This window comes from Ruegeria sp. YTSA144 (assembly GCF_059610125.1).
Genome location: NZ_JBXWNA010000001.1, coordinates 352,210 through 376,831, shown reverse-complemented (window position 1 = coordinate 376,831; position 24,622 = coordinate 352,210). Strand labels below are relative to the sequence as shown.

General features: G+C 59.3%; 27 protein-coding genes and 1 pseudogene. 12 read left to right on the top strand and 16 right to left on the bottom strand.

Annotated features, from left to right (window positions below; translation table 11 throughout):
- Positions 1 to 2: 2 nt before the first annotated feature.
- The 6 genes from AC2FF8_RS01930 to AC2FF8_RS01905 all read left to right on the top strand — a co-directional run bounded on the left by AC2FF8_RS01930 (position 3) and on the right by AC2FF8_RS01905 (position 6,217).
- Positions 3 to 1,115 carry a YhaZ family DNA alkylation repair protein gene (locus tag AC2FF8_RS01930; protein ID WP_496878798.1) on the top strand — a complete coding sequence of 371 codons (1,113 nt, stop codon included), beginning with the start codon at positions 3 to 5 and terminating at the stop codon, positions 1,113 to 1,115.
- Between the two features lie 107 nt (positions 1,116 to 1,222).
- The gene (locus tag AC2FF8_RS01925; RefSeq protein WP_496878797.1) at positions 1,223 to 2,272 is read left to right on the top strand and encodes a methyltransferase domain-containing protein; all 1,050 of its coding nucleotides are present in this window, start codon (positions 1,223 to 1,225) and stop codon (positions 2,270 to 2,272) included.
- A gap of 80 nt (positions 2,273 to 2,352) precedes the next feature.
- Entirely contained in the window at positions 2,353 to 3,447 is a 1,095-nt protein-coding gene (locus AC2FF8_RS01920; protein WP_170344066.1) for an ABC transporter ATP-binding protein, read from the top strand.
- Positions 3,448 to 3,561: 114 nt separating this feature from the next.
- Positions 3,562 to 4,344: a 5'/3'-nucleotidase SurE gene (gene surE, locus AC2FF8_RS01915; RefSeq protein ID WP_496878796.1), complete on the top strand. Its 783-nt coding sequence runs from the start codon at positions 3,562 to 3,564 to the stop codon at positions 4,342 to 4,344.
- Complete coding sequence (locus AC2FF8_RS01910) at positions 4,341 to 4,991, top strand: protein-L-isoaspartate(D-aspartate) O-methyltransferase (protein ID WP_152458180.1); 651 nt, start codon at positions 4,341 to 4,343, stop codon at positions 4,989 to 4,991. Before surE ends, AC2FF8_RS01910 begins: the two co-directional genes overlap by 4 nt.
- A gap of 62 nt (positions 4,992 to 5,053) precedes the next feature.
- On the top strand, positions 5,054 to 6,217 hold the full coding sequence (locus AC2FF8_RS01905) for a LysM peptidoglycan-binding domain-containing protein (protein ID WP_257598841.1): 1,164 nt from the start codon (positions 5,054 to 5,056) through the stop codon (positions 6,215 to 6,217).
- Positions 6,218 to 6,279: 62 nt separating this feature from the next.
- On the opposite strand, the gene AC2FF8_RS01900 is transcribed toward AC2FF8_RS01905, so the two are convergent.
- Both AC2FF8_RS01900 and AC2FF8_RS01895 read right to left on the bottom strand, forming a co-directional pair.
- On the bottom strand, positions 6,280 to 6,951 hold the full coding sequence (locus tag AC2FF8_RS01900; RefSeq protein WP_170344069.1) for a helix-turn-helix transcriptional regulator: 672 nt from the start codon (positions 6,949 to 6,951) through the stop codon (positions 6,280 to 6,282).
- A gap of 21 nt (positions 6,952 to 6,972) precedes the next feature.
- Positions 6,973 to 7,278: a hypothetical protein gene (locus AC2FF8_RS01895; protein ID WP_496878795.1), complete on the bottom strand. Its 306-nt coding sequence runs from the start codon at positions 7,276 to 7,278 to the stop codon at positions 6,973 to 6,975.
- A 222-nt stretch (positions 7,279 to 7,500) separates the two neighbouring features.
- On the opposite strand from AC2FF8_RS01895, the gene AC2FF8_RS01890 reads away from it, so the two are divergent.
- The 4 genes from AC2FF8_RS01890 to AC2FF8_RS01875 all read left to right on the top strand — a co-directional run bounded on the left by AC2FF8_RS01890 (position 7,501) and on the right by AC2FF8_RS01875 (position 10,018).
- Positions 7,501 to 7,716: a twin-arginine translocase TatA/TatE family subunit gene (locus AC2FF8_RS01890; protein WP_152458176.1), complete on the top strand. Its 216-nt coding sequence runs from the start codon at positions 7,501 to 7,503 to the stop codon at positions 7,714 to 7,716.
- Positions 7,717 to 7,722: 6 nt separating this feature from the next.
- Complete coding sequence (gene tatB / locus AC2FF8_RS01885; protein WP_496878794.1) at positions 7,723 to 8,181, top strand: Sec-independent protein translocase protein TatB; 459 nt, start codon at positions 7,723 to 7,725, stop codon at positions 8,179 to 8,181.
- Positions 8,178 to 9,059, top strand: coding sequence for a twin-arginine translocase subunit TatC (gene tatC / locus AC2FF8_RS01880; RefSeq protein WP_170344071.1), 882 nt, complete (start codon positions 8,178 to 8,180; stop codon positions 9,057 to 9,059). Before tatB ends, tatC begins: the two co-directional genes overlap by 4 nt.
- 116 nt (positions 9,060 to 9,175) lie before the next feature.
- Positions 9,176 to 10,018, top strand: a complete 843-nt coding sequence (locus AC2FF8_RS01875) for an ATP-binding protein (RefSeq protein WP_496878793.1) — start codon at positions 9,176 to 9,178, stop codon at positions 10,016 to 10,018.
- Positions 10,019 to 10,078: 60 nt separating this feature from the next.
- On the opposite strand, the gene AC2FF8_RS01870 is transcribed toward AC2FF8_RS01875, so the two are convergent.
- The 9 genes and pseudogenes from AC2FF8_RS01870 to AC2FF8_RS01830 all read right to left on the bottom strand — a co-directional run.
- Positions 10,079 to 10,723, bottom strand: coding sequence for an SDR family NAD(P)-dependent oxidoreductase (locus AC2FF8_RS01870; RefSeq protein ID WP_170344073.1), 645 nt, complete (start codon positions 10,721 to 10,723; stop codon positions 10,079 to 10,081).
- A gap of 42 nt (positions 10,724 to 10,765) precedes the next feature.
- Complete coding sequence (locus AC2FF8_RS01865) at positions 10,766 to 11,014, bottom strand: hypothetical protein (protein WP_170344074.1); 249 nt, start codon at positions 11,012 to 11,014, stop codon at positions 10,766 to 10,768.
- Between the two features lie 299 nt (positions 11,015 to 11,313).
- Positions 11,314 to 12,837, bottom strand: coding sequence for an amidophosphoribosyltransferase (purF, locus tag AC2FF8_RS01860; RefSeq protein ID WP_257598839.1), 1,524 nt, complete (start codon positions 12,835 to 12,837; stop codon positions 11,314 to 11,316).
- A gap of 644 nt (positions 12,838 to 13,481) precedes the next feature.
- Positions 13,482 to 14,075 carry a CvpA family protein gene (locus AC2FF8_RS01855; protein WP_170344077.1) on the bottom strand — a complete coding sequence of 198 codons (594 nt, stop codon included), beginning with the start codon at positions 14,073 to 14,075 and terminating at the stop codon, positions 13,482 to 13,484.
- A gap of 40 nt (positions 14,076 to 14,115) precedes the next feature.
- A complete protein-coding gene (gene radA / locus AC2FF8_RS01850; protein WP_480684156.1) occupies positions 14,116 to 15,480 on the bottom strand; it encodes a DNA repair protein RadA in 1,365 nt (454 codons plus the stop codon).
- Positions 15,481 to 15,601: 121 nt separating this feature from the next.
- On the bottom strand, positions 15,602 to 16,384 hold the full coding sequence (locus tag AC2FF8_RS01845; RefSeq protein ID WP_496878792.1) for a DNA repair protein: 783 nt from the start codon (positions 16,382 to 16,384) through the stop codon (positions 15,602 to 15,604).
- A gap of 150 nt (positions 16,385 to 16,534) precedes the next feature.
- Positions 16,535 to 16,987, bottom strand: coding sequence for a paraquat-inducible protein A (locus tag AC2FF8_RS01840; protein WP_496878791.1), 453 nt, complete (start codon positions 16,985 to 16,987; stop codon positions 16,535 to 16,537).
- 77 nt (positions 16,988 to 17,064) lie between these two features.
- Positions 17,065 to 17,646 (bottom strand): cytochrome b, encoded by a 582-nt coding sequence (locus AC2FF8_RS01835; protein WP_496878790.1) that lies wholly within the window; start codon positions 17,644 to 17,646, stop codon positions 17,065 to 17,067.
- A gap of 1 nt (position 17,647) precedes the next feature.
- Positions 17,648 to 17,857, bottom strand: a pseudogene (locus tag AC2FF8_RS01830) (paraquat-inducible protein A); the annotation flags it as partial.
- Between the two features lie 124 nt (positions 17,858 to 17,981).
- Here AC2FF8_RS01830 and AC2FF8_RS01825 point away from each other — a divergent pair.
- Positions 17,982 to 18,392 carry a hypothetical protein gene (locus AC2FF8_RS01825; RefSeq protein ID WP_496878789.1) on the top strand — a complete coding sequence of 137 codons (411 nt, stop codon included), beginning with the start codon at positions 17,982 to 17,984 and terminating at the stop codon, positions 18,390 to 18,392.
- On the opposite strand, the gene AC2FF8_RS01820 is transcribed toward AC2FF8_RS01825, so the two are convergent.
- Genes AC2FF8_RS01820 through alr form a run of 3 tightly spaced genes read right to left on the bottom strand, consistent with a single transcriptional unit; the run spans position 18,389 to position 20,945 of the window.
- Positions 18,389 to 19,135, bottom strand: coding sequence for an ABC transporter ATP-binding protein (locus AC2FF8_RS01820; protein ID WP_425078370.1), 747 nt, complete (start codon positions 19,133 to 19,135; stop codon positions 18,389 to 18,391). The genes AC2FF8_RS01825 and AC2FF8_RS01820 overlap by 4 nt on opposite strands.
- Complete coding sequence (locus AC2FF8_RS01815) at positions 19,132 to 19,914, bottom strand: MlaE family ABC transporter permease (RefSeq protein ID WP_170344083.1); 783 nt, start codon at positions 19,912 to 19,914, stop codon at positions 19,132 to 19,134. The genes AC2FF8_RS01820 and AC2FF8_RS01815 overlap by 4 nt, the downstream gene beginning before the upstream one ends.
- Entirely contained in the window at positions 19,911 to 20,945 is a 1,035-nt protein-coding gene (alr, locus tag AC2FF8_RS01810; RefSeq protein WP_170344084.1) for an alanine racemase, read from the bottom strand. Before alr ends, AC2FF8_RS01815 begins: the two co-directional genes overlap by 4 nt.
- 241 nt (positions 20,946 to 21,186) lie before the next feature.
- On the opposite strand from alr, the gene AC2FF8_RS01805 reads away from it, so the two are divergent.
- Positions 21,187 to 21,726, top strand: coding sequence for a GNAT family N-acetyltransferase (locus AC2FF8_RS01805; RefSeq protein ID WP_496878788.1), 540 nt, complete (start codon positions 21,187 to 21,189; stop codon positions 21,724 to 21,726).
- Between the two features lie 45 nt (positions 21,727 to 21,771).
- Here the strand turns inward: AC2FF8_RS01805 and AC2FF8_RS01800 are convergent, their stop codons facing one another.
- Positions 21,772 to 22,818 carry a Hint domain-containing protein gene (locus tag AC2FF8_RS01800; RefSeq protein WP_496878787.1) on the bottom strand — a complete coding sequence of 349 codons (1,047 nt, stop codon included), beginning with the start codon at positions 22,816 to 22,818 and terminating at the stop codon, positions 21,772 to 21,774.
- Between the two features lie 123 nt (positions 22,819 to 22,941).
- Positions 22,942 to 24,432: a replicative DNA helicase gene (locus AC2FF8_RS01795; protein WP_170344087.1), complete on the bottom strand. Its 1,491-nt coding sequence runs from the start codon at positions 24,430 to 24,432 to the stop codon at positions 22,942 to 22,944.
- Between the last annotated feature and the right edge of the window lie 190 nt (positions 24,433 to 24,622).

Genomic DNA, 24,622 nt, shown 5'->3' with positions numbered 1-24,622 from the left:
TCATGGCGCAGGGGTTTTCGTTGAAAGATCAGTTGTTCAATGCTGAGAAAGTCCGCTTTCTCAGCGACTTGTTCTTGGACGCTGAACCGGGTTTCGACGCCTCTGCGTTTCAGGCACAGGTCATGTCGCGCTTGCCTGAACTGGAACTGAAAGAGCGTATGGCCTGGATCGCGACATGTCTGCAACAGGCCCTGCCGGGTGACTTGCCAACAGTCGCCCCGGTGATTTTGCGAGCTTTGCCACCGCCGCTGGACCCAGCCAGATCGGATGATGACTTCGGCGATTTCATTTTCGCGCCGCTGGGCGAATGGGTCGCGTCCATCGGGCTGGATCACGTTGATCTGTCTCTGGATGTGTTGGAGGAGCTGACGCAGAGGTTTTCGATGGAATGGGCCATTCGGCCTTTTCTGAACCAGGCCCCTGACGGGGTGCTTGAGCGGATGCACGACTGGTGCACCCACGGCAGCTATCACGTGCGCCGATTGGTCAGCGAGGGAACGCGGCCCCGTCTGCCATGGGGGCAGGGCATCGGTCTGGGTTTGACGGACCCGTTGCCGCTGTTGGACCGATTGCACGGGGATTCCACCCGGTATGTCACGCGGTCAGTGGCCAACCATCTGAATGACATCACCAAGAAAGACCCCGGCCTGGTGCTGGGACGTCTGGACAAGTGGCGCACCGAAGCGCGACAGACCACGGCAGAGCTGGATTGGATGACTTCCCATGCGCTGCGCGGACTGGTCAAGGCGGGGCATCCAGAGGCAATGAAAATGCTGGGATTTAACCCGGATGCCGATGTTGCAGTAACGATTGACCTGAAATCCCAAGCCCGCATTGGCGGCGCATTGGAGTTTTCAGTCGGTTTGAGAGGAGAAGATGAACAGCTCGTCCTGGTGGATTATATCATTCACTTTCAACGCCCTGGAGGGAAAACCTCGGCCAAGGTGCATAAGTTGAAACAGGCGACCCTGACAGGCGGCAAGCTCAATCTCGACAAGCGTCACAAGCTGAAAGGCGATGCCACGACTTTCAAACTGGTGCCCGGAGCGCATCGGCTTGAAGTTCAGGTGAATGGCAATATCCGCGCCGGTGTGGATTTCGAGCTGCTGGCGTGAAGCCCCGCCAGAAGGCTCACACTTTTGTCAGAAGCGCCTTACCCGGATTGCGAACCGCGGATCTCTGGATTAGCTGCGATGCAGCCACTTGCAAGGGGAAGACCGCGATGAAGCATGAATCGGTGCAGAATTATTATGGTGAAGTCCTGCAAAGCAGTGCGGATTTGCAGACCAACGCCTGCTGCACGCCTGACGACATGCCGGATCATCTCAAGCGGATATTGTCCAGGATCCATGACGATGTGCTGACCCGGTATTACGGCTGCGGTCTGATCGCGCCGCTGGATCTCGAGGGCATGTCGGTTCTCGATCTTGGCTGCGGGGCGGGGCGCGACGTCTATGCGTTGTCTGCCATGGTCGGCGAAAAGGGCCGGGTGGTTGGGGTCGACATGACGCCCGAACAACTGGATGTTGCCCGCGCGCATCAGGACTATCACGCCAAGGCGTTTGGGCACGCCAAAAGCAATGTGGAATTCCATCACGGCTATATCGAGAAGCTGGAGGACCTGGATCTGGAGCCCGGATCGTTTGACATCATCGTGTCGAATTGCGTCATCAACCTGGCGACCGACAAGGAAGCCGTGCTGCGCGGCGCGCATCGGTTGCTGAAAGAAGGTGGCGAGATGTATTTCTCGGACGTCTATGCCGACCGCCGCGTCCCGCAGGCGATGGCCGAGGATGAGGTTCTGTATGGCGAGTGCCTGTCGGGTGCATTGTACTGGAACGACTTCCTGTCGATGGCGCGCAAAGCGGGTTTCGGCGATCCGCGCCGGGTGACGCACCGCCCGCTGATCATCGAGAACCCTGCGCTGGAAGAACGTGTAGCCCCGCTCAGATTCCTGTCGGCGACCTATCGTCTGTTCAAGCTGCCGGCGCTGGAACCGGCCTGTGAGGATTACGGTCAGGCGGTGATCTACAAAGGCACTGTTCCCAACGCCCCGCATGCGTTTGTTCTGGATGATCACCACGTTATCGAAACCGGCAAGGTCTTTCCGGTCTGCGGCAATACCTGGATGATGCTGCGGGACACGCGGTTTGGCCGCCATTTCGACTTTATCGGCGATTTCTCTACCCACTTCGGTGTTTTCGAGGGCTGCGGCGGTGAAAGCCCGTTCGAGGCCACAGGCGAAACGATATCATCCGGCGGTTGCTGCTGATCCCTTGCACCTGAGGGGCGGGGTTGCTATCCCCGCCCAAGCCCGATGGATTTGATCGGGAAAGGCAATGGGGTCCATCGGTGACAGGTAACGCAACTCCTCCGCGTCTGGAAATTCGCAACATTGTTCGCCGGTTCGAAGGGCGGGTCGTCGTGGATGACGTGTCATTGACCGTGCAGGCCGGCAAAGTGACCTGTTTGCTGGGGCCGTCAGGTTGCGGGAAATCCACCACCCTTCGCATGATTGCCGGGGTCGAGATGCAGGACTCGGGCGAGATCTACGTCGATGGCAAGCTGATCTGCGACACCGTGTTTCGGGTGCCGCCAGAGCGGCGCGAGATCGGGTTGATGTTTCAGGACTTTGCGCTGTTTCCTCATCTGAGCGTGGCCAACAACGTGGCCTTTGGCCTGAAGGGCAGCAAGGACGAGAAACGTGCCCGGGTCGAGGAACTGCTGCGCAAAGTGGACCTGATGCGGTTCATCGACGGTTTCCCACATCAGTTGTCGGGCGGCGAGCAGCAACGCGTGGCCCTGGCCCGCGCTTTGGCGCCACGGCCCCGGATCATGCTGATGGACGAGCCCTTTTCGGGCCTCGACAACCGTCTGCGCGACGGTATTCGGGACGAGACGCTGTCCATTCTCAAGGAAGAGGATGCGGCTGTCCTGCTGGTCACGCACGAGCCGGAAGAGGCAATGCGGATGGCGGACGAGATCGCGCTGATGCGGCGCGGCAAGATCGTCCAGCAGGGCGCGCCCTACAACGTCTACACCCGGCCAGCGGACAAGGCGGCCGTGGCGTTTTTCAGTGATATCAATGTGCTGCAAGCGCAGGTAAACGGAGCGCTGGCCGACACGCCGTTCGGCCAGTTTCTGGCGCCGGGTATTCCGGATGGAACGGATGTCGAGATCGTCTTCCGCCCCCAGCACGTCAAACTGGATTTCGATCGCAACGGCAAAGGCCCATTGCCGACCGCGACTGATGGCGTTGCGGCGCGGGGCGTGGTCGAACGCGCGCGTTTTCTGGGAAATGAAAGCCTGGTCGAGTTTCGCATGGATTACGACGGCTCGGTCCTCAGGGCGACGGTTCCGAATGTCTTTGTGCCCAATCCGGGCCGTGTCATGTGGCTGACCATTCGTCGTGACAAGTGTTTCGTTTTCCCCGGGGCGCAGAGTTGACCTCTCGATTTCCGTGCAAGTGGTGCGCGAAAGCCTCAGATTGCAGGTCCACGTCGCTTGCCGCATCGCGGGGCTGGGTCTATCAAGGGCCAAACGCGGGGGTAAATCGGGCAAATGCGTATTCTTCTGACCAATGACGACGGGATCAACGCTCCGGGCTTGATCACGCTGGAGGCAATCGCTGCCGAACTGGCAGGGCCTGATGGCGAGGTTTGGGTTGTCGCACCTGCCTTCGAACAATCCGGCGTCGGGCATTGCATCAGTTACACCCACCCCACGATGATCGCCAAGCTGAGCGAACGGCGATATGCGGCGGAAGGGTCGCCCGCGGATTGCGTATTGGCGGGGTTGCATGACGTGATGTCGGACTGCCCACCGGATCTGGTCCTGTCCGGCGTGAACCGGGGCAACAACTCGGCCGAGAACACGCTTTATTCGGGCACTATTGGCGGCGCGATGGAAGCGGCGCTGCAAGGTATTCCAGCGATTGCCTTGTCACAGTATTTCGGCCCGCGAAATCTGGGGTTGGACGACCCGTTCGAAGCTGCCGCTCGGTTCGGGGCCGATCTGGTCCGGCGCATTCTAGATGCAAATCCGGCGGAGCAGGGTGATTACCGCCTGTTTTACAACGTGAATTTTCCACCTGTTCCGGCAGATGAGGTACTGGGTACGCGCGTCGCCGCGCAGGGATTCCGGCGCGACACGCATTTTTCGGTCGAGCCGCACAGCTCGCCCTCGGGGCGGCGCTTCCTGTGGATCAAGGGTGGCTATCAGCATAACCCGACAGCGCCGGGAACGGATGCTGCGGTCAATCTGGAAGGCTATATCTCGGTCACACCGATGCGCGCCGACTTGACCGCATATGACATGCTGGAGGCATTGAAGGCGGTCGAATGAGCGGACTGGACCCGGAAACCGTGATGCAGTTCCTGTTTGCCCTGCGCAAACGGGGGGTCACGGATGCGCGCGTTCTGGAGGCAATGGAACAGGTTGACCGGGGCCGCTTTGTCACCGGCCTGTTCGCGGATCGCGCTTACGAGGACATGCCATTGCCGATCTCCTGCGGTCAGACGATCAGTCAGCCATCGGTCGTCGGCCTCATGACGCAGGCGCTGGACGTGCGGCCCCGTGACACCGTGCTCGAGATCGGAACAGGGTCAGGCTACCAGGCCGCAATCCTGTCGAAACTGGCGCGCCGGGTCTATACGGTAGAACGCCATCGGCGGCTGGTCAGCGAGACAGGAAAGCTGTTTGCCGATCTGGGGCTTACGAATATCACGGCCATGTTGTCGGATGGATCCTTTGGCTTGCCGGAACAGGCTCCGTTTGATCGGATCATTGTGACGGCAGCCGCCGAAGACCCTCCGGGACCGCTCTTGGCGCAGCTGAAAATCGGGGGTATCATGGTTTTACCCGTGGGTCAGTCGGACACGGTGCAGCAGTTGATCAAAGTAACGCGCACCGAGGCCGGTCTGGACTATGAAGAATTGACGTCGGTCCGTTTCGTGCCCCTGCTTGAGGGGCTTGGCAAGGACGAGGCGTAGCAGGCTTTGTAAATTGGTCGCCGGAACCCCGGACAACAGGGGCAGGCGTTGAGGACAGAATTATGAGTGCAGTATCCAAATCAGCTATGCGTCGCTGCGCGACCGGAGTGGCCGCTCTGGCCATTCTGGCCGGGTGTGAAGGGCCACTGGATTATGACCTGCGCGGTCAGGTCGGCGGATTTTCGACCACTGATGCAGTGCAGTCGTCAACAACGTCGCGCCCGTCGCCCGACAGCCGCGGGGTGATAACCTATCCGAACTACCAGGTTGTCGTGGCCCGACGGGGCGACACGGTGCGCGATGTGGCCGCGCGTGTCGGCCTGCCCGAGGGTGAGCTGTCGCGGTTCAACGGCCTTCAGACGACCGATACCCTGCGAGAGGGCGAAGTTCTCGCCTTGCCGCGTTCGGTGGGTGCAGGCAGCGGCGTGGATATCGCATCAGTTGCCGGAGCCGCCATTGATCAGGCCCCTGAAACGGGGGGCGTCCGGACAACGACGCTGGAGCCTGCCAAGCCAGCCCCGGCGCCGGTCGCAAGCGGGCCGGAACCAGTCCGCCACAAGGTTAAGCGCGGCGAAACCGCGTATACGATTTCACGCCTCTACCAGGTGCCGGTGGAATCGCTGGCGGAATGGAACGGCCTTGGGTCTGACTTCACCGTGCGCGAAGGACAGTTTCTTTTGATCCCCGTTAAAAACCAGCCCGCCCCACGTCAAAGCGCTGCTGTGGCACCGGTTGCGGCCACCGAGGTAACCGAGCCGGGGCAGGGATCGCCGACGCCGACGCCTCCAAGTGCCACGCAGCCCTTGCCCGACGAAAAGGTCGCGCCGCTGGTTGAAGCCCCTGATGTGACGGCCGAAGCCCCGACGAACACGCGATCTTCGGCCATGTCGCTGCCGGTCAGCGGCACCATCATCCGCGGCTATAAAAAGGGCAAGAACGAAGGTATCGACATTGCTGCGGCCCCTGGCACAGCCGTCAACGCGGCTGAGGCCGGAACCGTTGCGGCGATTACCGCGGACGCGGATCAGGTGCCGATCATCGTTCTCAAACACAAAAACGATCTGCTGACGGTCTATGCCAATGTCGATGACATCACCGTCAAGAAAGGGGATCGTGTGCGCCGTGGACAAAAGCTGGCGCAGTTGAGGGGCGGGGATGATGCCTATGTGCATTTCGAGGTACGCAAAGGGTTTGAATCGGTGGATCCGGATCCCTACCTGAAATGAGGGCGTATGGCCCGTTTCGGGCCATGCCTTCGGCGGGAGTATTTTTGAAAAGATGAAGTGCGTCAGGCGTTTGGGTCGTAGTCGCTCAGGCGCTTGCCAGGTTCGTCTGCGAAGATCTCTGGCAGCGGCGAGACGGATTCGATCAGGTCGATACGGAAGACGCGGAAACCGTTGCGCAGTTCGCACCATGCGGTAAGTGTCCAGACGCGGCCCCAATACTCCATGTGAAGCGGACGGATGGTGCGTTCGGTAAGAACGCCGTCAATGCGGCGGTAGGACAGCCGAAGTTTCTGGCGTGATTTGATGGCGGCGCGGATCGGAGCCATATGCGCAAGCCCGCGGGCTGCATCGGCAAAAGGGTAGACCGCGAATTTCCAGCTGTCGGCTTCGGCCACAACCTGTGTGGGCAGAACGGCATCGATCTTGTCTGCCAGAGAGTTCGCGGCGGCTTTCAGCTCTGGATCCGCGGCCTCGGCCACGATGGCCATGCCGAGGTTCAGGGCTTCAAGCTCGGCCGGGGTCAGATTCAGCGGTGGCAGGGTGATCTGCTCGCGCACCATGTAACCCACGCCGCGCTCACCTTCGACCGGGACGCCCGAGGCGACCAGTGTGTCCATGTCGCGATAGATGGTACGGACCGACACTTCCAGCCGGTCCGCGATGTCCTGCGCGCGGTGCAGTTTGCCATCGCGCAGGATCTGGATGATATCGAACAGGCGGTCAGTTCGGCGCATGACACGCCGTCCGGACCGCGCCTAGGCAGTCATGTTCCATAATACAGCCTCGTGGCGCATCTGAACGCTTTCAGGGTCAATGGCCGCCATCATGCCTGCCGCGCATTCCTGTTGCGGGAACTGCGCAGCAGCGTCCTGCGCGGCCTTCATGTCCGTCCAGACGACATAGTCGGTCCAGCGCCCGTCTGCGCCCTGACTAAGCTGCCGGTGGGCAAAGCCAGGCGCGCTGCGAACAAAGGCTTCGGATGCCTGGCTGAGCTTCACGAACTCTTCAGGGGTGGTGCCGTTGGCAAGAGTGAAGGTGACGATTTCTGCAACATGGGTCATTTGGTTCTCCGTTGACCAGGTTTCGATACCGTCGTTCTAGCCACTTCCAACTGACATAAACCTGTCAGTTGGAAAATGCGAGCCCTTAGTTTTTTGCAGATGAGGTCAATTTTCGCCCTCAATCTGTGCCGTATCCCTTTTGGGACAGGGCCTGGAGGCGTAAACACGGTCCCAGTTCATATTCCCGGCGCGCATACGCGTCGATGAAAAAGGAGAAGAGACATGCTCAACAATATCGGCCTTCCCGGTCTTCTGCTGATCGCCGTCGTGGTTCTGGTTCTGTTTGGCCGCGGCAAGATCAGCTCGCTGATGGGCGAAGTCGGCAAAGGCATCACCGCGTTCAAGAAGGGCGTCAAAGACGGTTCGGAAGAACTGGAGCAGGACGCGTCGGAACTGGCCAAGGACGTCACGCCTGAAACCGAGAAAGACAAGGCGTAAGCGCGGATGTTTGACTTGGGCTGGACCGAACTTCTGGTCATCGGCATTGTCGCCCTGATCGTCGTCGGGCCGAAGGACCTGCCGGTTTTGTTCCGCAATGTGGGGCGATTTGTCGGCAAGGCCCGTGGCATGGCACGCGAATTCAGCAGCGCCATGAACGAGGCGGCCGATCAGGCCGGTGTGAACGAGATCAAGAAAGGTCTCAACGCCGCCGCGAATCCGGTTGGCTCGGCCATGGATGGCGTGAAACAAGCCGCGCAGGATATGGCGAAAAGCATGGATCCCACCAAGTTCGATCCTGACAGCGAAACCGGTAAACTGGCAGCCGAGCGAGCCGAACAGGCCAAGAAAATTCAGGCCTCAACGGCCCGCGCCGCCGCCGAGCGCAAAGCCAAGGAAGCTGCCGAGGCCCTGGCCAAGGCCGAAGAAGCCGAAGCGGCGCTGAAGACTGAAAGCGAAACATGACCAAGACCGACGAGATCGAAGATACCTCGGCCCCATTGATCGAGCATCTGGCCGAGCTGCGTACGCGGTTGATCCACTGCGTCGTGGCCTTTCTGGTCGGGATGATCATCTGCTTTACGGTGGCCACGCCGCTCTTCAACTTTCTGACCAATCCCCTGTGTGAGGTTCTGAATGAGCGTGGACAGGATTGCGGCCTGATCTTCATATCGCCACAGGAAGGGTTCTTTGTCGCGATCAAGGTCTCGCTGCTTGGCGGGTTCATTCTGGCGTTTCCCTATATCGGGATGCAGATGTGGCGCTTTGTGGCTCCGGGCCTCTACAAGTCGGAAAAGAATGCGTTTCTGCCTTTCATGCTGGCCTCGCCCTTCATGTTCCTTCTGGGCGCAAGCTTTGCTTTCTACGTCGTCACGCCGTTGGCCTATGACTTCTTCCTTGGGTTCCAGCAGTTCGGGGCTGAAGGTGAAGCCGTGGCCGATGGAGTAACTACAGCGCCGCTGAGCGTGGTGTTTCAGGGCTCGGCGCAGGAATACCTGAACCTGACGATCAAGTTCATCGTGGCCTTTGGGCTGTGCTTCCAATTGCCGGTTCTTCTGACCCTGATGGGCAAGGCAGGGCTGGTCAGCGCCGAAGGTCTGGGGGCCATGCGCAAATATGCGGTGGTTGGCATTCTGGTGCTGGCGGCGATCGTGACGCCTCCGGACGTGATCACGCAGATTATTCTCTTTGTTGTGGTCTATGGCCTCTACGAGATCTCGATCTTCCTGGTGGCCCGGGTTGAAAGGAAACGGGAAGAGCAGTTGCGTGCCGACGGCTACTATGACGATGAAGAAGCCGAAGCAGACGAAGATCTGATGCGGGAATTCGAAGACGACAAGTAATCTGCTGAAACAACAACCGAGGCGCGCCCCGACCGGGCGCGCCTTTTTCGTTCGCGGGCCTTGTTGCGCCAATCAGAACATGCTTTGAACCGATCCGTATCTGACCGGAGGAGCCGATGGACGACCAAGCCCTGAACCGTATTGCTGCCGCGTTGGAGCGCATGGCGCCGGCGCCTTTGGCCACACCGGATTTCAATGCGGCCCCGGCCTTTGTCTGGCATGTGGAACCGGAACGCCTGGAACCGGTTGAACAGGTCAATCGCGTCGATCTGGATCTGCTGGTCGGCATCAATCGGTCGCGCGACACGTTGCTTGACAACACCCGCCGCTTCGCGGCCGGCTACAAGGCAAATAATGCGTTGTTGTGGGGCGCGCGCGGGATGGGCAAGTCCAGCCTCGTGAAGGCCGTCCACGGCACGCTGAGCGCGGACCACCCTAGCCTGAAGCTTGTGGAGCTACAGCGCGAGGATATGGGCTCGGTCGCGCGTCTGCTGAACCACCTGCGCACGGCGCCTTATCGGTTCATCCTGTTTTGCGACGACCTCTCGTTCAGTCACGATGACCAGCATTACAAATCGCTCAAGGCCGTTCTGGATGGCGGTATTGAAGGTCGCCCGGAAAACGTGGTGTTCTACGCGACCTCGAACCGCCGCCACCTGATGCCGCGGGACATGATTGAAAACGAACGCTCCAGCGCCATCAACCCGTCAGAGGCGGTCGAGGAAAAGGTATCACTGTCCGACCGCTTCGGATTGTGGCTGGGATTCCATCCCTGCGATCAGGACGAATACCTTGCCATGATCGACCGCTATTGCGCGGCCTATGGCGTTTCGGTCGACGCCGAAATCCTACGTGCCGAAGCAATTGAATGGCAGGCCACGCGCGGATCGCGTTCGGGCCGTGTCGCCTGGCAGTTCTTCGTCGATCTGGCCGGGCGCAGCGGCGTTCATATCGCCTGATCCCGGCTTCATCTGGCCAAAAATATCCCCGCCGGAGGCATGGCCCGTCAGGGCCATTTCCTAAAGCAGCGCCAGAATCCGGGCGGCCTCATCTGCGGTGCTCGTCAGCGCGTCGCGATCTTCGCCCGGGTGGAACCGGGCACGCACGGCGGTGGGCATCGGCGCTGGTTCCACGATCGAGACGCGCGGACCGGTACGTTCGGTCTCGGCCGCCCAACTGCGGGCCAGGGCCATTTGCGCGGCCTTGGTGGCGCCGTAGATGCCATAGAATTTCTCACCGGCCTTCGGGTCATCGAAAAACACAGCGTGGCCGTTTTCACCCAGCAGGGGCGAGACATATGGGATCAGAACCGAAGTTGCGTTTGCATTCGTGTTGACTGCCTTGGTCCATTCCTTGGGGTCGACGAAATGTACCGGCGTCAGCGCCGAGGTGTGAATGGCCGTGTGCAGCCACAGATCCACCTTGCCCCAACGGTCATGGATCCCACGGCACAGGGTTGCCATCGCGTTGGGATCGGTGATGTCCATCGGTGCCAGCGTGGCCGAGCCACCCTTGGCCTTGATGCGATCGTCCAGTTCTTCCAGCCCGCCAGTGGTCCGGGCGACTGCGACGATGTGGTATTCGGGCGCCAGGGCTTCGGCCAGCGCAGCGCCCAGCCCGCGAGAGGCCCCGGTTATCAGGGCGATTTTGGTCGTATCGGTCATGCCTGCGGTTTGAACCCCCGCGCGCGGGGCGTCAAGATGTGATCAGCCGCCGGGGATGGCGATACGCCTGGTCTGGCCGCTTTGTCGCAGCATGATGCCATGCTCATCAATCGCGACCACTGTGCCCGAGGCAACACGGCTTCCGGGTTTGACCTCTTTTACACGGCCTGATGACAGGCGCATCAGGGCGCGCATGTCTGCTTTCGGCCCGAATACGCCCAGAACCGAGACGGAATTCTTCTTCAGTGCGCCCCGCTGCGTGGCCGCGCTTTTGACTGTGGCGTTTGACATGATCCGTGGTCCGGGACATGGCCCGGAACCCCTTGTTGAGTGAGTGGTGGCCGCCGGATAACAAAACGCTCAAGCGAACAAAAGCGCTGCGCGGACAGGTGTCATCACGATTTGGCGCCCTTGAAAAAAGCCCTTGTGAATGCGTGGAATTCGCCGTTTGGTTGTGGCAAATTTCCACTCATCCACATCACGTGACAGCAACCGGACCGACCGACAGCCATCGACTGCCCGGAACGATCCGCCGTTCTGATTCGCTTTTCAGAATGGAAAACCGACTATGTCAGTTCCGTATCGTCCGCTCAGCCCGAGGCCAGTTTTGCCGCATTCCAGGACCCGCCCGGGACCTGCATGTCAGCGCGTTTCTGGCTGACACGGCTGCTGTTTTCCAGATTGTCCAGATAGCCTTCGCTGACGCTGCCCGTGATGTATTTGCCGTCAAAACAGGAACAGTCGAAGGCTTCGATCTCGGGATTGCCTTCCTTGGCGGCCCAGATCAGGTCTTCCAGGTGCTGATAGAACAGGGCGTCCGCCCCCAGTTCTTCGCGGATCTCTTCGATGTCCTTGCCGTTCGCGATCAGCTCGGCCTTGGTGGGCATGTCTATACCGTAGACATTGGGGTATTTGACCGGCGGCGAGGCGCTGGCGACATAGACCTTCTTGGCCCCGGCATCGCGGCACATCTGAACGATCTTCTTGATGGTGTTGCCCCGTACGATGGAATCGTCGATCAGCAGAACACTGTGGCCGTCGAATTCCAGCGGCACGGCATTCAACTTGCGGCGGACGGATTTCTGCCGCTCGGCCTGACCGGGCATGATGAACGTACGCCCGACATACCGGTTTTTCACCAGCCCTTCGCGATAGGGGATGCCGGTGATCTTCGCGGCTTCCAGAGCCACGGGGCGGGCGCTGTCGGGCACCGGGATGATCCGGTCGATTTCCAGCCCCGACTCCTGAATCTGCTTGGCCAGCGTCTGGCCCATGCGCATCTGAGTCTTGTAAACCGAAACACCGTCCAGCAAAGAATCCGGACGGGCCAGGTAGACATACTCGAATATGCAGGGCGTCAGTTTGCCCTCGACCGCCTGAAACTCGTGCATGTTGCCGTCCAGATCGATCAGAATTGCCTCACCCGGGCGAAGGTCACGCAGCTTTTCAAAGCCGTTGATGCCAAAGGCCACGTCTTCCGAGGCAAAGGCATAATCATCACCGTCCCCGTCCACTTCGCGTTTGGCGACCGACAGTGGGCGAATGCCAAACGGATCGCGGAAAGCCAGCATGCCGACGCCTGCGACCAGACAGATCACGGAATAGGCGCCCTGAACGCGTTCCATCGTCATCTTCACACCGGCAAACAGATTGCGGATGGGTTCGCGATTGCCATTCACCTTGATCGCATCCGCCACTTTGTCGGCCAGCACGTTCAGCAGGATTTCAGAATCCGACGTGGTGCGCAGGTGACGGCTGTATTTGCCGGTAACCTTTTCGCGCTGTTCAGCGGTATTGGTGATGTTGCCGTTGTGAACCAGATAGATGCCGTAGGGGGCGTTCACGAAAAAGGGCTGCGCCTCGGCCGCGCTGAGGGACCCCGCCGTCGGATAGCGCACATGACCCATGCCCACACGACCCAACAGGCTTTCGGCATCCTGGGCATTGAACACGTCCTTGACCAGGCCGTTGGCCTTCTTTTCGCGGAAGAATTCGCCGTTGTAGGTCACGATCCCAGAGGCATCCTGACCCCTGTGCTGCAACATCAGCAGCCCGTCATAGATTTCGGCAAACACATCATGTGTCCGGCTTGCGATTCCCAAAATCCCACACATTTACGGGGCTCCAACTTCTATGACGATTTGACCTGAGGATTGACCGCAGTTCGGCATCGGATCCTCTGCAAGGCGCGTGCAGTCGGTTTGGTGGCAGGCGACAACGACGCCAATAGGGCGACCATCACAACGACCAGCGCGCATTCGTACAGAAAGAACAAGATCGGTGGCTCCGATTCCGTGGCGGGTTGGCCTCCACATAATGCCTAATGGCGTGGCTGTCATCAAAGGATCCACTCACCTATTGCCGCAGGTCGGGATTTCAGGGATCGGGGCAGGGTCAGGAACAAGATGACATGTGCAATCATATGTGCTGTCATGCCAGTCAATAAGTGCAAGTCAGGATGGGTGAAGCACGCAAAGGGCCGGAATGTGGCAACATAAACCTCAACAGAACAAGCAGGAGCGGATCAAGCAACGGTGCCACAGGTGCCGGGGAATGGGGCGGGCACCCTGTCAGATCTGCAACGGCGCGGGCGAAGTTGTCAAAAGCCGCGATATTCTTGGCAAACCGATTTCCAGCCGGTGTGACGGGTGTTTCGGGCTGAAAACGATCCGCTGCACGGTTTGTGGCGGGGAAGGGTATATGTGAATCGAAAAAGCCCGGACGATGCCGGGCTTTCCTCACGCAATGCACCCCAAGATTACCCGTCAGCTGGTGCCGTGGTTTCGGGTTGTTCGTTTCCTGCCGTGCAGCTGGCGACCAACTCTTCATATTGTGCAGTCACCCAACCCAGAGCCGCTTCGGGGTTTTGTTCTTCAATCTGGCTGCTGAACTGCTCGAACACCTTGGCCGAGCGGCTTTCGTCCACGATTGTATAGGACTGGCCGGTCATGACCGTGTCATAGACAAAGAAGGCGATCGCAACCAGCAGAATGCCGCGTGCGATGCCGAAGAACAGCCCCAGCGCCTGATCCAGGCCGCCCAAAGCCGAGCGCTGGACCAGCGATGAAAACAGCGGCGTGAAGATGCTGACCACGATCAGCGCCACGGCGAAGACTGCTGCAAAGCCGGTGATCACCGACAGTTCACAGCTGTCGCGCAGGAAATCTCCGACCACCGGGATTTCCTTGACCAGCGGTACGGCCTGCGGGGCAAAGATGAATGCCAGAACGGCCGCTGCGACCCAGCCTGCAATGGCCAGAACCTCGCGCATGAATCCGCGTGAGTAGGCCAGCAAGCCCGACAGCACGATGATCAGGGCGACCACCCCGTCAATTATTGTAAAACCTTCCATGGCCCTCGCCTGTTCTTTTTCTGCCCCTCGGGGCGCGACTTTAACCTGCTCCGAAGGTTTCGCCAACAAACCCCACCAAATCAGAGGGTCGGGTGAGTGTCAGACCTGCCACAGTGCCGGTTTTGCCACCTGCCGGAGCAATTGCCGCTGTGAAACCAAGTTTTTGCGCTTCTTTCAACCTGTTTTCGGTCTGTGGGGCCGGTCTAAGTGCCCCTGACAGCGAGATTTCTCCGAAAACGACCGTATCCGTGGGAAGGGCCGTGTCTTCGCGTGCGCTCAGTAACGCAGCGGCAACGGCCAGATCGGCAGCGGGTTCGCTGATTTTCAATCCTCCGGCGACGTTCAGATAGACATCAAGACCCGCGAAGGGGATGCCGCAGCGCGCTTCGAGCACTGCGAGGATCATTGCCAGCCTTCCGCTGTCCCATCCAACGACGGTTCGGCGCGCTTGCGAATGAGGTGAGGGTGCGACGAGCGCCTGCAATTCGACCAGCACGGGGCGGGTACCCTCAATTCCGGCGAAAACAGCAGAGCCGGGGCTTGGTTTGCCGCGTTCGGACAGGAACAGGGCCGAGGGGTTGGTGACTTGTGCCAACCCCTTGCCGGTCATTTCGAATACACCGATTTCGTCCGCCGGGCCAAAGCGGTTCTTGACTGCGCGCAGGATGCGAAACTGGTGGCCGCGCTCGCCCTCGAAATAAAGCACCGTGTCAACCATGTGTTCGACCACGCGAGGGCCGGCGATCTGGCCCTCTTTGGTGACGTGGCCAACCATGATGATCGAAACACCGTGCCGTTTCGCAAACGTGGTCAATTCATGTGCCGCAGCCCGGACTTGTGAAACAGAGCCGGGTGCGCTGTCGACATTGTCTGCCCACATGGTCTGAATCGAGTCGATGATGGCCAGACCGGGTTTTTCCGCTTCAAGCGTTGTGAGGATGTCGCGCAGATTGGTTTCGGCGGCGAGTTGAACGGGGGCGTCCTCAAGCCCCAGACGGCGGGCCCGCATGCGAACCTGTGCGCTGGCTTCTTCGCCCGAGACATAGATGGTTTTCACGCCCGCACGTGCAAAACGCGCTGCGGCTTGCAGCAGCAGGGTGGATTTCCCGATGCCGGGGTCTCCGCCCACCAAAAGGGCCGAGGCCGGGACCAGCCCGCCGCCCAGAACACGATCGAGCTCCTCAACCCCGCAGAGGGTGCGGGGCGGCGGTGTTTCCTCGGTCGACAAATCCGTGAGTGCAATGGACTGGCCGCGTTTTCCGCCAAGGGATTTTTTGGCCGGGCCAGCCGAAAGGGGCGCGTCCTGAACTATGGTGTTCCATTCGCCACACCCATCGCAGCGCCCGGACCATCGTGTATGCGTCGTGCCGCAGGCCGAGCAGGAGAAGGATGTCGTCTTTGCCATGACGCTCTTCGTGCCCGAGGTTGGGCGGTTCTTCAAGCCCTTGTCGGCTTTCGTCACCGCCGGTGGCGCGCTGCGGCCTCAGGCCCCGATGGGCCATCGCCCGCACCGGGCGCGGTCGCGCCTATTCCGCTGGTCGAAGGGGCGACATTGCTATCACGCTGGCCGCCTTGGAAGAACTCTCATTGCGTGGAGCCTGTAGTTGGGTGGACAATTCGGGCAGAAGCTCGAACAGCTCATCCCGCAGACGGGTAAGTTGCGACCTGGCGATCGTCTCTTCCATTTCCACATCCCGCGTCCACTGGCGCAATTCGTTCTGGATGACCTGCGCTTCTTCCAGACGCTGCTGAAACAGCTCGATCTCTTCCTGCCGCTGTTGCAGGAACATCCGCGCGCGTTCGACCTGCGCATCGCCATAGGTTCGGGCCAGTTCCTGACTGATCTGGCTCATCTGTGCGGCCAGTTCCAGAATCTCTGGCTCAAGCGATTGCAGATCAGGGTGCTGGCGCAGAAAACCCAAACGTTCCTTTACGGCGTCAAACTCGGACGACATCATGAACAGCCCGCCGCGATCGGCGGCATGGGCCATTTGATACGCTTGCGCGATGTCATGCATGTTGAGCGCGAATTTGCGGTGGCTGTTTTCCAGCGCCATCATTCGGGCATTGGCTGGCAGGTAAAACGCCAGCATGAGAATTAGCGCTGTCAGGCCGATCTGGATGAACATGCCGGCATCCGTTGGTGGTGCCTCGCCGAATCCGGCCTGCATCGAGAGCCAGGGCAATACGCCAAAAGCGGACAACAACGTGGCTGAAACGGCCGACAAGGCCGCCAGGCAGATCAGGAAAAATGTCAGTCTTAAAAAGGCATTCTGAAATTGCATTGTAATACTGTGGAGGGCGGCCATGATCGTCGAACTCCTTCTTGAAACCGGAACACACCGGGCCAAAGCGGAAGGTGATCTGACGACTTAGTGCGATCCGCTGCGGACCCGAAAACTACAAAACACTGCTGCTCGAAATATAAAGATGATACTTAGATTTGTGTTTTCAATCAATTAGGTCTGAGCTTTTCGTGATGTGGATGTCATCTCTGTAATATGGCCAAGCGCGATGGAGGCCAGAATGCAGGCTGTAAACAGGTAGAGACCCCATGCGGTCTCAACGGTCGCGTAAGAGATGCCTTTGGCCAAAGTGATGTAGAGCGCGATCAGGAAGATGTCGGCCATGGCCAGCTTGCCGAGGGTGTTGAGCGCCGGCTGGACGCGGGCATCCAGCAGATTCCATTGGATCAGCGCGGTGCCGATGGTTTTGATGTAAGGCGCAAACAGGGCGAAGATGGTGACGATCAGCGCAAGGAAGACATCGGATTTCCACAGGGATTGCAGCCCGGTGATGACGCTGATTTCGCTGAGGCCGAAGATCGGCAGGAACCCTGCACGCATCAGCGGGGCGAACCACGCGATGGGGTAGAGGATCAGCAGCGAGAGGGTGGCGAGGCGGAGGGTCATGGCGGCCAGTTCTGTTACGTTTGACCGCCTAACAGTACGTCGTTGGATCGTCTGTGCAAGGATGCTTGTTTGGGAGGTTACTCTGCCCGCCTCATACGGGCCATCAAATTGGTTTTCAGGACGAACTGATGGAACAGGGCGGCCAAAATATGCAGAAGAACCAGAACAAGCATCAGTGTTTTCAAGACTTCATGCACTTCGGCGGATGCTTCTATCCCTCCGAACCAAGCCAGAGCACCGGTCACCGGCAAAAGCACCATCAAGGCATATAGCGAGAAATGGGTCGCATGAGCCGCGAGTTTCATCGCAGCAGTTTCCTTTTCCGGAAGGGAGGGCGCGCCGCGGCGAAGGCGCAATGCAATCCGCCAAAGCGCGAGTGCCAGAATAAGGAAACCCCCGAAAACATGCAAAGCAACCGGGGCTTGAAATGCGACCGGCAACCCACGTTCAATTTGATCCCATGCTTCTGAAATCGGCTCGTGAAAGAGGAACTGAACTGCGATCAGTAAGAAAATGGCCCAATGAAGGGCGATTTGCGCGCGGGAATAAGAAGTGGGCATGGGGAAGCTCCAAGAAATACAAGGGTTACATTGGTGTAACGCGTGGCTTCCGGAATTCCGTCGATGAGTTTTGAGTTTTTTCGTCGCGCGCGGGAACATTCAGCGCGGTGCCGATGGTATTGATGTAAGGCGCGAAGATGGTGACGATCAGCGCGAGGAAGACATCGGATTTCCACAAGGATTGCAGCCCGGTGATAACGCTGATCTCTGAGAGGCCGAAGATCGGCAGGAACCCTGCGCGCATCAGCGGGGCGAACCATGCGATGGGGTAGAGGATCAGAAGAGAGAGGGTGGCGAGGCGGAGGGTCATTATGAATCTCGGACAATACAGTGAATATCTATGAAGCAGCGGAAAAAGCTGCAAGTTTTTCGTTGCAAGTTCGGGAGTACGAGTTAGCTTGACCGAAACTTATTCTATTCCTCTTTGAGTTGAAATGACCAAGCCAATCGTGAAAGTTGTCAAAGGACCTTCCGCTACTCAAACTGGTGTTAAGGAAGCAACGACAATAGGCCTCATGGGCGCTCTTTCGGCGGGAAGTATAGCCGCAGATATCACGCCATTTGATCGAGAAGAGCTTTTTCGAGCGCTTCACTTGCGCCTTTACGAAGCAAAGCGAGCCCAAGGTCGGGCAAAATGGTTCGGAGGGAGGTTGTATAATCGCCTAACAGGGCAGGATCCTGATTATGTTCTTTTTTCAGGAACCCATCTTGGGCAGACCCTTGATTTGGTTCGAATTGAAACGCCCGACATTGTTGTTCCGCGCGGAAAGTACCTCCTACGCTTCGATCACGTTGACCAAGCCTATGAGAAATTAAAACACGAACTGGCAATAGGAGAGGCCTAGCGCACCGCCTCAATCGGCCCCTCGGCACTTCCGCTGATGAACTGCGCTACGTATGGATCACCCGACGCATCCATCTGCCCGACCGGACCTGTCCACTGAATGACGCCTCCGTGCAGCATGGCCACATTGTCGGCAATCGCGCGGACCGAGCTCATGTCGTGGGTGATGGTCATCGCGGTAGCGCCCATTTCGGTCACGATCTCGCGGATCAGGTCATTGATGACGCCGGACATGATCGGGTCAAGGCCGGTGGTCGGCTCGTCGAAAAAGATGATCTCGGGCTCGGCGGCGATGGCGCGGGCAAGGCCCACGCGTTTTTGCATGCCGCCTGACAATTCCGCTGGGAACCGGTCGGCGACGTCGGATTTCAGGCCCACGCGGCGGAGCTTCTCGATGGCGATTTCGCGGGCTTCCTCGGTCGGGCGCTTCAGGGAACCGCGCAGCAGGCGAAAGGCGACGTTTTGCCAGACGGTCAGCGAGTCAAACAGGGCCGCGCCCTGAAACAGCATCCCGAACCGGGCCAGAAACGCGTCACGGTCGCCTTTGCTCGCGTCTTTGCCGTCGACATAGATCATGCCGCTGTCGGGCTTGATCAGGCCCAGAATGCATTTCAGGGCGACCGATTTTCCGGTGCCCGAACCGCCGATGATGACCATCGAGGTACCCTTGGGGATCTCAAGGTTCATGCCTTGCAACACGTGGTTGTCACCAAAGGCTTTATGTACGTTCTCCATCCGGATCATAGCGAGAAGAATACCCCCGTGAGAACGAAGTTTGCAGCCAGGATCAACACGGCGGCGGCCTCGACCGAGCCCTTGGTGGCGCGGCCCACGCCCTGCGCGCCACGGCCGGAATTCATGCCGTAGTAGCAGCCCATCGTGGCTGCGATCAGGCCGAAGGCCGCGCCTTTGACCAATGATGAGACGATGTCGCGGGTTTCCAGGAAATCCACGGTGTTTTTAAGATAGGCCGCCGGGTTGAAGCCCAGGTTCTGCGTGGCCACGGTGTAGCCGCCGGCAATTCCGATGATGTCACCCACGGCCACCAAAGCAGGCACTGTGATCAGGGCGGCCAGAACGCGCGGGACGGTGAGGTATTTCATCGGATGCGTGGACAGCGTGACCAGCGCGTCGATCTGTTCGGTCACTTTCATCGTGGCGATCTCGGCCGCGATCGAGGATGTCACGCGCGCCGCGATCATCAACCCGACCAGAACCGGGCCAAGTTCGCGCACCATGCCGATGGCCACGATCTGCGGCACCACGGCTTCGGCGTTGAAACGCGCGCCGCCGGCGTAGATCTGCAATGCCAGCGCACCGCCGGTGAAAATCGCGGTTAGGCCGACGACGGGCAAAGACAGCCAGCCGATGTTCAGAAGGGCCATGCCAAATTCGCGCGGATAGAAGGGGGGACGCAGGATATGCGAGATCGCATCAAGCGCGAACAGTGCCACCCGGCCAAAGGCCGCAAGCAGGCTCAGAACCGTGCGGCCCAGACCTCCGAGCGCGGTGAGAGGGTTCATTCCACATAGCCCCGCGAATAGCGATTGCCCATTGATGTGAGGATCTCATAGCCAATTGTCCCGGCAGCTTCGGCCAGATCATCGACGGTCTGATGGCCATTCAGGATACGCAGGCGTTCCGGGTCTTTCGGCAGGTCCGTGACGTCCACCGTGATCAGATCCATCGAGATACGGCCGACGACCGGGCAGGGCTGATTGCCGGCGAAGGTGTCTATGCCGCCGCCGATGGCGCGATGCAGGCCGTCTGCATACCCCGCCGCGACTGTGGCGATACGAGAGGGTCGGCGCGCAACCCAGCTGTTGCCGTAACCAACAGTTTCGCCCACGGCCACCTTGCGCACCTGGATGACAGGCAGATCGACCGTGACAACGGGTTTGGCGTCCGCAAAGGGCAGGCCGCCGTACAGACCGATGCCCGGGCGGCAGAAATCGAAATGGAACTCGGGACCCAAAAGCATGCCGCCGGTCGCAGCCAGAGAACGCGGCGCGGCGACACCTTCGGTCATCTCTCGGAAGGTTCTAAGCTGCTGCTGGTTCATCGGATGGTCCGGCTCGTCCGCGCAGGCCAGATGGGACATGATGACAACCGGTGACATCGCCTCGGCCTTTGGGCGCAATTCGGCCCAGTCGGCGGGTTCAAGGCCCAGCCGGTTCATGCCACTGTCCAGTTGAATGCCAAACGGATGGTTGGGCAGGGCGTGTTGGTGGAGTTGGAACTGCTCTGGCGAATTGATCAATGGTGTCAGATCGTTGGCGAGCAGCAATTGGGTATCGCCTTCCATATGCCCTGAAAAGACACAGATCATCGGGCCTGGACCGACCGCCTGGCGGACAGCGGCGCCTTCTTCTGCGGCAGCCACAAAAAACTTGCGAACGCCCTCTTCGGCCAGCGTGTCGCTGACGGGCCCGGCACCCAGCCCGTAGGCATCGGCCTTGACCACGGCACCGGTTTCGACCCCGGTTTTCGCGTCGAGCGCCCGCCAATTGCTGGCGAGCGCCTGAAGATTGATCGTTAAACGTGCAGTACTCATGGCACTGTTCATGACATTGCGCCGTCCAAGGTCAAGAGGGAATGGCGCATTTACCTGGCGGTTTATGACGGTGTTTCGTCTGTTGTGGCGGAAAACACCAAAAAATCGGAAGATTCGGCAACCTGCCGCTGTAATTGCCCGGTTCGGGGATTGTCTTCACATCCAAGTTAAAGCGATCCTGTGAACAGGATCGTTCTGTCCCGGCGAAGGCGAGGGCGCACCGTCAACCAATGAGGAAGTCATGGATTTTTCTAGCGGATTGGCCGTAGACCCATCACAGATCACAAGTTTTTTTGCAGACGTTTTTTCCGCATCGGAAGGGCCGGAAGAGGGCGCAGCAATTGGTACGTTCGTACGTGAATTGGTCAACAGCACGCCGCCTGAAGACATTCTGGTGTGCACGGCGCATCACGATCACGAGCTGCTTGGCTGTGCCATCTTCTCCCGGATGACGTTTTCGCAGGATACGCGCAATGTGTTCATCCTCTCACCGATGGCGGTGCAAACTGGTTCGCAAAAAACAGGTATTGGACAGGCGCTGATTTCTTATGGTCTGGATCGCTTGCGGGCATCAGGTGTGGATGTGGCACTGACCTATGGCGACCCGGCCTATTATTGCAAAACGGGATTTGTGCAGATCACCGAGGATACTGCCCAGCCACCGCTGAAACTCAGCGATCCGCATGGCTGGTTGGGTCAGGCGTTGGATGGTCACGAACTGAAGCCTTTGAAGGGCCCGTCGCAATGCGTTTCCGCACTGAACAACCCGGCGCTGTGGTGAGTGGGATTGGTTTTTCGCTTTGGTCGATGGCCTTGGTTCCACAGCCTAGAACAGGGCCTGATCTATGATCGCCTTGCTGTTCCGGACATGTCGGGCCACCAGCTTTTTCTGCCGCCTGCCACTGGGGATATAGAAGGCAGGGTCCATATCTTTATCGTAGCTGAGACCCGGAAAAATCTGCAACAGCTCGTGCAACGCTTCGGGCGGAAGGGATTTGAGAGCTTCGGGGCCGGTAAACAGGCTTTCACTTGGCGCGCCTTCGGCAAAAAGAACCACGTGACGGTCACAGACTACGTGATGGTAAACCACCTGCGTCGCGTCCCGATCCACGTAAACGCCCGGTAGGTCTGTCAGCCGGATGGCCGAGACCAGAACCTCCCTTGTGTCGAACATGCGCTGTGCGATGTCCGAACGGACCAGCATTCTGTGCTGTCGTGAAACCGTCAGGTCCCGGCGGGGCAGGCCGTGCCCCAGGGCGCCGGCCGTGATGCGGACTGGGCGCAGTTCGGGTGTTTTTAACAGATCGGCCTGGCGCAGGTGCCGGGACAGAACAAGCCGAACGGTTGCCGAGCTGTCTCCGGTCGTCATCACCCTGTCACCCGGGCAGATATCCTGAACCCTGATTTCGCCACGGTCCATCAGGACCAGGGTGTCCGAAGCAAAACAGGGGGCGCCGGGGCTGGGATTGGGATCCTCGACAAAGTTGACCCCGTCCTTCGATGACAGCGACGCGGTATCGTCCGTGCCGTTGCTGCCGATCTGGGTCGAGGTCTGGCCAATGGCCGGCCCCTGGGTCGCTGTCACCTGAGAGTCAAAGGATACAAAGCTGAGAACCGAACCATTGTCAGAAAGAGAGACCGCCCCTAATCGGTTGATGCGCGCCGAAATCACGTAATAGTCGAACCCGCCCACGGTGGTCATCGTTCCGGTGTCGACATCCGTCGAACTGCGTACCGAGCCGTTGGCGTTGTAAACATCGACCTGCAACCCGGTGACATCGGTTCCGGTGGGGACACGGATTTCAATGTAATCTCCGTCCGGAGCAAAGTTCGGGCCGTTGCGATATCTTATTTCCGATATGATCGCGGGCAAATCTGTGGGTCTCCGGGCGGAAATGGCACGTTTTGGTTGAACGACACCGTCACGTTAACACCGGGCAGGGAAAACACCAAAGCGCTTGGCGTGTCCAGCACGGGGCGGGCGTTCTTTACGCGATCAATAACCCTCGATTTCACCGCCCTGTTGCCAGGGCTTGACCAGATTGCCAAAGCGGGTGAATTGTGCCTCGAACGACAATTCGACCGTACCGATGGGCCCGTGACGTTGCTTGCCGACGATGACTTCGGCCTTGCCGTGCAGACGTTCCATCGCCTGCTTCCACTCTTCCATCTTTTCCAGTTCGTGATCGCCGGGCTTTTCCCGTTCCTTGTAATATTCCTCGCGGAACACGAACATCACCACGTCGGCGTCCTGCTCGATCGAGCCGGATTCGCGCAGGTCGGACAGTTGCGGGCGCTTGTCGTCGCGGCTTTCGACCTGACGGGACAGCTGTGAAAGCGCAACGACCGGGATGTTCAGTTCTTTGGCGATGGCTTTCATGCCCATCGAGATCTCGGCGATTTCGTTCACCCGGTTGTCGGACATGCCGCGGCACAGCTGTAGATAGTCGATGACCAGCAGGTCCAGCCCGTGGGTCCGTTTCAACCGTCGTGCCCGGGCGGCAAGTTGCGAGATCGGCAAGGCAGGGGTGTCGTCAATAAACAAAGGGCAGGCTTCCAGTTCCTTGGCCGCATCGACGAAACGGCGGAATTCGGCCTCGGTCATGTCGCCCTGACGGATTTTGTGGCTCGAGATCTCCGAGGCTTCCGCCAGAACCCGGCCTGCAAGCTGTTCCGCACTCATCTCGAGTGAGAAGAAGCCAACAACGCCGCCATCGATCGCGCCTTCGCTGCCGTCGGGCTTAGTCCCGCGCTTGTAGGCCTTGGCAACGTTAAAGGCGATGTTGGTGGCCAGCGAGGTTTTACCCATGGATGGACGCCCGGCCAGAATGATCAGGTCGGACGGGTGCAACCCACCCAATTGCTTGTCCAGATCGGCCAGACCGGTGGAAATCCCGGCCATGCCGCCGCCACGCTGGTAGGCCTCGTTGGTGACGTTGACGGCTTCGGTGACGGCCTTGAGGAAGGATTGAAAGCCTTGTTCGGTCTGGCCCTGCTCGGACAGCTGATAAAGCTGCTGCTCGGCCTCGACGATCTGTTCTTTCGGCTCGCTCGAGACATCGACCCGCGCCGCCTTGTCCGAGATGTCGCGGCCGAGCCGGATCAGCTCGCGCCGGATGGCAAGGTCATAGATCATCTGGGCATAGTCGTGCACCGCGAATGCGCTGATCGAAGCGCCGGCCAGTTTGACCAGATAGGCGGGACCGCCCAGTTCCTTCAGACCCTCATCCTCGGCCATGAACGATTTGAGCGTCACGGGCGAGGCGAGCGCATTCTTTGCAATACGGGCCGAGGCCACTTCGTAAATCCGGGCATGGACCGGATCATAGAAATGTTCAGCCCCGATGATCGAGGCGACCCGGTCATACAGGTCGTTGTTGGTCAGGATCGCACCCAGAAGCTGTTGTTCGGCCTCAATGGAATGCGGCATGGTTTCGGCGTTCTGAATCTGTGCCGCTGCCTGCTCGATACTGCTGATCTCGTTCATTTTGTCCCCGCTGCCCGTCCCGAGGTTCTACACATGAAACACCACCGCAAGCTATCTGGAAATACCTGTGGCTAACTTGGGGTAAAGCCTTGGGATAACTTTCCAGACCGCTTGGGTGCCGGCGTCTGCATCCCTTATTATGTAGGAATTGTGGGGAAAGTCACCATATATCGTGGCGAGCCGTCCGATT

What these genes read in the sequence shown, in the direction of transcription:
- AC2FF8_RS01930 (WP_496878798.1), top strand. Translation starts at nt 3, where the DNA reads ATGGCGCAGGGGTTTTCGTTGAAAGATCAGTTGTTCAATGCTGAGAAA.
- AC2FF8_RS01925 (WP_496878797.1), top strand. Translation starts at nt 1,223, where the DNA reads ATGAAGCATGAATCGGTGCAGAATTATTATGGTGAAGTCCTGCAAAGC.
- surE (WP_496878796.1), top strand. Translation starts at nt 3,562, where the DNA reads ATGCGTATTCTTCTGACCAATGACGACGGGATCAACGCTCCGGGCTTG.
- AC2FF8_RS01910 (WP_152458180.1), top strand. Translation starts at nt 4,341, where the DNA reads ATGAGCGGACTGGACCCGGAAACCGTGATGCAGTTCCTGTTTGCCCTG.
- AC2FF8_RS01905 (WP_257598841.1), top strand. Translation starts at nt 5,054, where the DNA reads ATGAGTGCAGTATCCAAATCAGCTATGCGTCGCTGCGCGACCGGAGTG.
- AC2FF8_RS01900 (WP_170344069.1), bottom strand. Translation starts at nt 6,951, where the DNA reads ATGCGCCGAACTGACCGCCTGTTCGATATCATCCAGATCCTGCGCGAT.
- AC2FF8_RS01895 (WP_496878795.1), bottom strand. Translation starts at nt 7,278, where the DNA reads ATGACCCATGTTGCAGAAATCGTCACCTTCACTCTTGCCAACGGCACC.
- AC2FF8_RS01890 (WP_152458176.1), top strand. Translation starts at nt 7,501, where the DNA reads ATGCTCAACAATATCGGCCTTCCCGGTCTTCTGCTGATCGCCGTCGTG.
- tatB (WP_496878794.1), top strand. Translation starts at nt 7,723, where the DNA reads ATGTTTGACTTGGGCTGGACCGAACTTCTGGTCATCGGCATTGTCGCC.
- tatC (WP_170344071.1), top strand. Translation starts at nt 8,178, where the DNA reads ATGACCAAGACCGACGAGATCGAAGATACCTCGGCCCCATTGATCGAG.
- AC2FF8_RS01875 (WP_496878793.1), top strand. Translation starts at nt 9,176, where the DNA reads ATGGACGACCAAGCCCTGAACCGTATTGCTGCCGCGTTGGAGCGCATG.
- AC2FF8_RS01870 (WP_170344073.1), bottom strand. Translation starts at nt 10,723, where the DNA reads ATGACCGATACGACCAAAATCGCCCTGATAACCGGGGCCTCTCGCGGG.
- AC2FF8_RS01865 (WP_170344074.1), bottom strand. Translation starts at nt 11,014, where the DNA reads ATGTCAAACGCCACAGTCAAAAGCGCGGCCACGCAGCGGGGCGCACTG.
- purF (WP_257598839.1), bottom strand. Translation starts at nt 12,837, where the DNA reads ATGTGTGGGATTTTGGGAATCGCAAGCCGGACACATGATGTGTTTGCC.
- AC2FF8_RS01855 (WP_170344077.1), bottom strand. Translation starts at nt 14,075, where the DNA reads ATGGAAGGTTTTACAATAATTGACGGGGTGGTCGCCCTGATCATCGTG.
- radA (WP_480684156.1), bottom strand. Translation starts at nt 15,480, where the DNA reads ATGGCAAAGACGACATCCTTCTCCTGCTCGGCCTGCGGCACGACGCAT.
- AC2FF8_RS01845 (WP_496878792.1), bottom strand. Translation starts at nt 16,384, where the DNA reads ATGGCCGCCCTCCACAGTATTACAATGCAATTTCAGAATGCCTTTTTA.
- AC2FF8_RS01840 (WP_496878791.1), bottom strand. Translation starts at nt 16,987, where the DNA reads ATGACCCTCCGCCTCGCCACCCTCTCGCTGCTGATCCTCTACCCCATC.
- AC2FF8_RS01835 (WP_496878790.1), bottom strand. Translation starts at nt 17,646, where the DNA reads ATGTTCCCGCGCGCGACGAAAAAACTCAAAACTCATCGACGGAATTCC.
- AC2FF8_RS01825 (WP_496878789.1), top strand. Translation starts at nt 17,982, where the DNA reads ATGACCAAGCCAATCGTGAAAGTTGTCAAAGGACCTTCCGCTACTCAA.
- AC2FF8_RS01820 (WP_425078370.1), bottom strand. Translation starts at nt 19,135, where the DNA reads ATGATCCGGATGGAGAACGTACATAAAGCCTTTGGTGACAACCACGTG.
- AC2FF8_RS01815 (WP_170344083.1), bottom strand. Translation starts at nt 19,914, where the DNA reads ATGAACCCTCTCACCGCGCTCGGAGGTCTGGGCCGCACGGTTCTGAGC.
- alr (WP_170344084.1), bottom strand. Translation starts at nt 20,945, where the DNA reads ATGAGTACTGCACGTTTAACGATCAATCTTCAGGCGCTCGCCAGCAAT.
- AC2FF8_RS01805 (WP_496878788.1), top strand. Translation starts at nt 21,187, where the DNA reads ATGGATTTTTCTAGCGGATTGGCCGTAGACCCATCACAGATCACAAGT.
- AC2FF8_RS01795 (WP_170344087.1), bottom strand. Translation starts at nt 24,432, where the DNA reads ATGAACGAGATCAGCAGTATCGAGCAGGCAGCGGCACAGATTCAGAAC.